Origin of the sequence: Sphingobacterium sp. 2149, from assembly GCF_031455655.1 — a bacterium.
Taxonomy (GTDB): Bacteria; Bacteroidota; Bacteroidia; order Sphingobacteriales; family Sphingobacteriaceae; genus Sphingobacterium.
The window spans coordinates 63,723-70,355 of the sequence record NZ_JAVDTD010000019.1; the positions used below are offsets into that span (position 1 = coordinate 63,723).

4 protein-coding genes and 1 pseudogene are annotated in these 6,633 nt (G+C 40.3%); 1 reads left to right on the forward strand and 4 read right to left on the reverse strand.

Annotated features, from left to right (window positions below; all coding sequences use genetic code 11):
* Positions 1-71: 71 nt before the first annotated feature.
* The 4 genes from istB to J2X77_RS22685 form a co-directional block, all read right to left on the reverse strand.
* On the reverse strand, positions 72-803 hold the full coding sequence (gene istB, locus J2X77_RS22670; RefSeq protein ID WP_310082634.1) for an IS21-like element helper ATPase IstB: 732 nt from the start codon (positions 801-803) through the stop codon (positions 72-74).
* Between the two features lie 27 nt (positions 804-830).
* Positions 831-2,375 (reverse strand): IS21 family transposase, encoded by a 1,545-nt coding sequence (gene istA / locus J2X77_RS22675; protein WP_310082635.1) that lies wholly within the window; start codon positions 2,373-2,375, stop codon positions 831-833.
* 295 nt (positions 2,376-2,670) lie between these two features.
* Positions 2,671-3,174 (reverse strand): GNAT family N-acetyltransferase, encoded by a 504-nt coding sequence (locus tag J2X77_RS22680; RefSeq protein ID WP_293882321.1) that lies wholly within the window; start codon positions 3,172-3,174, stop codon positions 2,671-2,673.
* Between the two features lie 12 nt (positions 3,175-3,186).
* The gene (locus J2X77_RS22685) at positions 3,187-4,230 is read right to left on the reverse strand and encodes a prolyl oligopeptidase family serine peptidase (RefSeq protein ID WP_310082637.1); all 1,044 of its coding nucleotides are present in this window, start codon (positions 4,228-4,230) and stop codon (positions 3,187-3,189) included.
* Between the two features lie 542 nt (positions 4,231-4,772).
* On the opposite strand from J2X77_RS22685, the pseudogene J2X77_RS22690 reads away from it, so the two are divergent.
* Positions 4,773-5,940 (forward strand): annotated as a pseudogene (locus J2X77_RS22690) (IS3 family transposase).
* Positions 5,941-6,633 lie beyond the last annotated feature (693 nt).

Sequence of the window (6,633 nt, forward strand, 5' to 3'; positions counted from 1 at the left end):
CGAAAGTACACCAGATTTAGTGACCAATAACCCGAGCTATTTTACAACTGGATTGTATTAACTATTCAAACTTAATGATTTTTTTTCTTTCTCAAAGACTTCCCCTGTAGCGAGAGTCTGTGTGCGGAAGCTGTCAATCTGTCCATTATCGCGTCCGCAAGTGTTGGCTCATCAATAAAGTTGTACCATGCTTCAACCGGAAGCTGAGAAGTTATGATAACTGAGCTATTTCCATATCTGTCTTCCAATATATCCAGCAGTGCAAGCCGAGTGTCGGCGTCTATAGATTTTAACCCGAAGTCATCCATTATCAGTAACTTTTGGTTTGCGATACCCTTTATCCATTTCAGATAAGTACCATCAAGCCTGGTCTGTACAACGGTATCCATAAAGCGGTTCATACTGAAGTATAGCGTTTTAAAGCCCAGCAGACAGGCCGACCTTCCCAGCGCACAGGCCAAAAAACTCTTACCTGATCCTGTAGCTCCTGTGATAAGAACATTTTCTCCACGATGTATAAAAGAGCCGTCTGAAAGTCGAAGCACCTGTTCACGTGTGATGCCCCTTTCTGCATTGCAGATGATCTCTTCAGGAAGAGCGTTGTACCTGAGCCGGCTGGCTTTGAGATATTTCTGGGTTCTGGTATGGTCACGGTATTCCAGTTCGGCCTGTACCATAGACCCCAATAGTTCATGGACATCCTGGATTTCGTGTACTGGTAAGGAGGCGACTGCTTCATAGCGGCGGGCCATGCCAGTCAGGCGCATTGATCTGAGCTGTTCGATAGTTTGATCTGTGTTCATTTCTGTTGTTGATTTATGTGTCTATTTTTATTTATATTCATCAGCCCCCCGGATGTTCCGGTGTAGTGGAATGCTATATCCGGCAGTGTGCCGATCATCTTTTTCCAGTATGTCCATCTTGTTGTCAAGGATATTTTTTATGGCCATATAATTAAAGCGGTGGCCTTTTAGCCCTCTTTGGCAGGCGGCTTCTATGCGGTCTGGATAAAGCGATGCCAGCCTGAGGAGTCCCTGACAGGCTTGATAAGATTGGTCTATGATCAGTTTGCTGTCCATCACCTTTTGAAAGTATTCGCGGGTGGCAACGCCGTATTTTTCTGCCCTTGAAAGATAGTCATCAGGATTCCAGGCCAGCCGCTCGCGAAAGTGGCGGTGATGTGGTGGTTCATGATTTCTGTCGGTCGTATAACCGTGTTTTTTATAGCTGCGCCTGTGAAGGGCTACACGGGTGCTTCCGATGTATATTTCAACGGTATCGGTACAATAAATAATATTTACCGTACTTCCGATATGTTTGGAAGGTACACTGTAGAAGTGCCAGTCCTCACCCAGTACCACATGATAATCACGTTGCACCTTTGCACGCGTATAGTGTTTCATTATAAAAGAACTTTCCGGCAACGGATTTAAGATCGGTTTCTCACTACTTTCAAAAAGCTCTGTTCTGCTGAAAGTCTTGCGCTGGAAGTTTTTCTGATGGTGTTCTTTAAGCTGTAGACCTATCGCCAGATTGAGTTCGCTGATACTTTTAAAGGTCTCATTCCGGAGTGGAGCGTATATCCTTTGATAGGTTATTTTAACAGCACCTTCCACTGATGCCTTATCCCTGGGTTTTGCAGGACGTGTGGCCAGGAGCGCTATGTTGTTATGATTGGCCCATTGCTCCAGCATATCGGCGAACTTTGGTTCGTAACGGTTACTGCGCACGACCCATTGTTTCATATTGTCCGACTTTACCGATAAGGGTACACCTCCAAAATAGCCAAGAGCATTGTTGAGCGCCCGCAATACCTGCGGCAGGGATGCATTAATGAGCGCTTCCACATAACTATAACCGCTATAAGGCAATACGGCCACCAGAACAGGACAGGCTATCAGTTCACCACTGTTGGTATCCACATAATGCAGCATATCACCAGCAAAGTCTACCTGCAGCAGCCTCCCAGGCTCATGTTCAAAATGCATGGTGGCTCCCTGTTTGCGGATATGTTCCTGTAGAAGCTCACAGAATCTGGAATAGCCAAAGCCATCGGGATATTCATTGATATATTCCTGCCATAACAGCTGACGCGTAACACCTACACGACGGAGTTCGGAAAATAGATAGGAAAACTGCGATTCAAGATGTATCCGGCGGGGATCTTTTTCTATCAGTTCCGCTTTGCATGCATTAAGATAGGCTTCCAGCTCGGCATCGGAAAAAAGGAGCAGTTCCGCAATACTGAATCCGCTGTCGGCGAACCGCTGCAAATAACTTGCGATGGTACGTCTATTGATACCGGTCTCCCTTTCGATGGAGCGCTGGGAAAAGCCACGTTCCAAAAACAGCAATATCTGTCTTATCTTCTGCATATTTAGAGGTCTGTTTGCCATATCGTTAGGTCTAATACAGACCCAACTTAGCAATCTTTTTTTCTTAAATATCCAGTGGTGTAGTTTGCCGCGGAATTATTGGTGCACTTTGTGTCGGAATGGCAGTCTTTCTAGAACAGTGTAAAAGACCGTCAACCTATAATTAGACTGCTAAAAATTTACACCAGAGTGGTGTATTTTGCAGCGGAATCACTGGTGTACTTTGGAGCGGAATGGTGGTGTAGTATGGTGCGGAATATGCATAAATAATGGCTGTTAATAGTATAACCTTAGTTTATTTAATTCTTATTCCTAGTATCTTTAGGCTTCGCTCTTCCTGATCGAGCGTTGCAATATTAGGTAAATTAGCCCATTCCTCGAATCCCATTTTTTCAAACAACGCGATGCTGGCAAGATTGTGCGCGAAGATAAATCCCAACAGGGTATGTACGCCTAAACCTGGGGCTTTATCCATACAGTGCTGGAGAATTTGTTTACCTAGACCCCGGCCTCGTTGCTGTTCGTCCAAATAGATACTAATTTCTACTGTTGCATCATAAGCGGGACGACCGTAGAACGATTGGAAACTGACCCATCCAAGGAGTTGATTATTTTGATCTTCCACCATCCATAAAGGTCTTTTCGAAGCGTTGTGTTCGTCAAACCATTTTTGTCTACTCGCAACAGATACAGGTTCTGTATCTGCTGTGACCATACGAGAGGCAATTGTTGAATTGTATATTTCTACGATGTATGGTAAATCTTGTTGTTCGGCGTTGCGAAATTTTAATTGATGCATGTATTTTACTGTTTAATTGCTATTAGCTGTTGTTTTTTGCTCTAATGTCCAAGTTAGAAAGTCTGTCATGACGTCGTTCCAATGCGGTTTTTTGTAATCGGGTCTACCATCATTCTGAACTTCAAAATAATTATGCTCCAGATTGTAATATCGTTTTATCGTCAGGTTGTTTTTGTGATTTCTTATAAAATATAGTGGTGCTAGATCATTTAATTCAGCTACAATGTCTTCTGTGCCGGAGACCAGATAGATTGGGTAGTCAAATCCCAATAGCTCATCAATAGCAGGTTGTGAAAATGACTTCCAGGAGCGCAAATTGGGATTGTTTTTTAATTTTTCAGGGTTGTTGGCATCTTTATAAAACGCATAGGTTGATTCAATTTTTTGAGAGGCTTGTTGCCAGGTAATTTTTCCTTTTTGGATATCGCGCTTTGCTTGCCGTATATCTTGGTCTATCCGTCCAAACAAATTTGTGCCTGATAAACCCAGTTTGCTGACTTTTTTATATTTATTGGCTAGTTTGGCGGCTACATGTCCACCTTGGGAATGTCCAAATACTGTTAATTGCGAATTATCTACCCAACGTTGTTTGCTCAGGTAATCTAATACGGAAACTGCTCGATTCACATAATTATCTAGATAATCTGCTTCTTGATAAGCTCTACTAGGGATATCTCTATCTTTAGAGTCGCCATAATACCAATAGGAATCATTAAGCTGCGATTCATCCAAAATAACAGGGGTCTCTGGCATGGAAATAACGACGAGATGGTACGATTTAATTATATCCTGGTAGTTAAAGTTGGTTAGTCCACCCCCAAAAAGGCTTAAACCTTCTTTTTTATAATTAAAGTATAGTGGTAGGGGCAAGGAGCCCTGACAAAACAAAAATAGAGGCTTTTTGCTTTTCGGAGCTGGATCAATGACTAAAAAATCAATGTTACCGTTTGGAGTTTCAAGTGTAAAAAGAGTTGATTCATTGTTGATAACGCTTGTTTTCTGTCCGAAGGCAGCCTGTGACATTAATAATGAACAGATAAAAAAAATGAATTTCATGAAGATCAGCTATCTAGTATACTTGTTATTGCCAAACTTATATAAATTGCTTTTGATATCCAATAGCATAATATTCATTTAGGAGCAATTTGCATATAGCTAGAATCTCTCGGAAAAGGGCTGGAGAAGAACAGCTTAGGGCTTGGATGATAGGAAGATTTTCCGGCGAGGTTCTCTTTGGTAGTGTAACCCTGTTTGCGAAAAGTTTATTCTATGCAATAGATGGAACTATTCGGGAGATATGTAAGGTGGAATTTTGCACAATAAGTTTTATAAACTGATTATGTAATAAAATAAAGAAACCTAACTGATGTTAGGTTTTTTTATTTGTGGAGGTCACGAGAGTACAATAGAACCTTTAGTTCCTTTATTACAGTTTATTAAGAAGATTAAAACAGGCAAATAGGATTACACTATGTAATTCTATTTGCCTGTTTTTTTTATAAAAATTTTAATTTTATTGACCTCTCCCCAAAAAACTGGAGCATTTAAAAGTAGAGAATTTGGGTATGAATTACTAATTTTAAAAGGGAGGAAAAACGATGAAAAAATCAAAGTTTACCGAAGCACAGATTGCCTTTGCGATCAAACAGTCCGAGACAGGTACCTGTGTGGAAGAAGTCTGCAGAAAAATGGGTATCAGCGAAGCTACGTTCTACAACTGGAAGAAGAAATACGGTGGCTTGGGGGTATCAGAGCTGCGTAAGCTCCGGCAATTGGAAGAAGAAAATGCACAGCTGAAAAAGCTCGTGGCCGATCTTAGTCTGGACAAACAGATGCTCCAGGATGTATTAAAAAAAAAGTTTTAAAGCCTTCGCAGCGTAGAACCATGATTACCGGACTCATTTCTGATTATCGAATTTCCCTACGCAGAGCGTGCGAGATATCTCTGCTGAGCACCTCAGTTTGGTATTATAAACACCAAAGACCAGATGACAGTCCATTACGCCTTCGCATAAAAAGCATTGCTGAAACACGCGTGCGTTACGGCATAGAACGCATTGTTGTTCTATTGAAACGTGAAGGCTGGCGGGATAATCCAAAACGGATTTATCGAATTTATAAAGAAGAAGGCTTAAATCTGCGGGTGAAAAGGCCCAGACGCTGCCGCGCCGCCGCTCATCGATCCGAGAGACCGGTTTTTTCCAATTTACATGACTGCTGGAGTATGGACTTTGTCGCTGACGCACTGTTCGATGGCAGGAAAATCCGCTGCTTAACTATAGTGGATAACTATAGCCGTAAATGCATGGCCATTGAGGTTGGACAGGGGCTTAAAGGAAGTGACGTTGTTTCTGTTTTGGAAGAGCTCCGACTATTCCAACAGGCAATACCCAGAAAAATTCAAGTGGATAACGGATCAGAATTGCAAAGCGGTCATGAACACCTAATAAAGCAAACACAAGTGAATAATTTATTTCTAAGGATGTTGATAGGTGGGCATATGAACATCAGGTGGAATTAGTATTCTCCAGACCGGGAAAACCAACAGATAATTCGTATATTTAGTCATTCAATGGAAGTTTTCGGGACGAGTGCCTAAATGCGCATTGGTTCCTGTCATTGGAAGATGCGAAGGAAAAAATTGAAATCTGGAGGGAAGAGTACAACACCTTCAGGCCCCACAGCTGTTTAGGGCATATGACTCCTGAAATGTTTATCGAAAAACAGGTCAAAACAGCGGAATTTTCTATTTTAGAATACACCTAAATTCGGGGAGAGGTCAATAATGGTTATATTCTTATTCATAACATAGTTAAAACATGGTAATAATTTTATTTAATCTGGCTTTCAATTAATTTCATATATTACGATCAATATACAAAATTAGCCAATAATAAAAGAATTTTAAATTTTTAAGACCACTGGCTGGTTCTTTAAATATTAATTTCCATGTTAACAAATTATTACATATCCATGTGCTACATTTTAAAAATATCATACTGTAATTCTCACCGATATTTAACTCGCCTGATATGATCATATTGAATTTATACAATATGCCATAGTTAAAATTTGTTTAAAATATCCAGCAGTTATCTAGGATATAATATGTTTGATCTAGGTCAAACTAAAGTTGGTCGAGATTTTTTCTATATACTCATTCATATAAATAGATTTGAGACATATTAACTTTTATTCTTTTAGATGAAGAAAGCCTAAAAGAGAAAGTACTTAAAGTTTTTAAGAATCTTACTTTGCAAAATGATGGTTATGCTGAAAATATCTTAGTAGTCAAAGGATATACGGAAATATCAATTAAATTAAAAGTTGAGAATTCAGGCGCTTCTAAAGGATATTCGCAATTACGTATCCGGCCTATGAACTACAGGTCTGCTGATTTTTTGAAGTTCTGAGGATATAGATCCTTTAAGTTTTTATGGTTTATTGACATGATGTTTT

Bases quoted from the DNA above. Each gene is read 5' to 3' on its own strand.
- istB (WP_310082634.1), bottom strand. From the start codon at position 803: ATGAACACAGATCAAACTATCGAACAGCTCAGATCAATGCGCCTGACT.
- istA (WP_310082635.1), bottom strand. From the start codon at position 2,375: ATGCAGAAGATAAGACAGATATTGCTGTTTTTGGAACGTGGCTTTTCC.
- J2X77_RS22680 (WP_293882321.1), bottom strand. From the start codon at position 3,174: ATGCATCAATTAAAATTTCGCAACGCCGAACAACAAGATTTACCATAC.
- J2X77_RS22685 (WP_310082637.1), bottom strand. From the start codon at position 4,230: ATGAAATTCATTTTTTTTATCTGTTCATTATTAATGTCACAGGCTGCC.